Raw genomic sequence first — 592 nt, forward strand, 5'->3', positions numbered from 1 at the left:
TCATCCAGCAGTAGTAGGTTGGATACTTGTATCCGACAAAAGCCGCTGCCATCTCAAATAGCCGTCGGATTCGAGAATCCGACCTACTGAAACTGGGCATCGGGTGTAGGGTGTGTGCGGTACGCACGCACGCGGTGCTTGCAACCCAAAACCCACCCAAAGTCGTCTGAAAACTTTCTAAACGTTTTCAGACAACCTTTTTTATATTCTTTCCGTTTCCTGTATTATTCATATTGATTTGAACACTCTTTCTTGAAAGGTATAAATAATGTCGCTCACTTTAAAATCTGTTCTGACCGCCGGTTTGCTCCTTCTTGGATTCCAAGCCGCTGCCCAAGATATTCCGCAAGCGTTTCAAGGCAAATGGGCCGGGCATTATGAAGGGAAGGTATCGCCCAAACATATAAGGGCTTTATGTGCCATGGGTTATGATGAAAACGCTGCTATGGATAATGTTGACGTGTCGGAAGATAGCGGCTTTTATATTAAAATAGGTAAAAAATCAATTGAATTAAATGGTTGGGAATGGGGCGCGAAATATACGAAACTGAATTATCGAATTTATTCACCCGATAAAATTGCAGGTACGGCA

General features: G+C 43.2%; 1 protein-coding gene. It reads left to right on the forward strand.

Annotated elements, in window-relative coordinates:
- Window positions 1-268 precede the first annotated feature (268 nt).
- A partial coding sequence (locus ACTHUR_RS16105; RefSeq protein WP_440399684.1) for a hypothetical protein occupies window positions 269-592 on the forward strand: 324 nt, incomplete at its 3' end.

The sequence above is a fragment of the Neisseria sp. P0021.S007 genome (assembly GCF_051956855.1).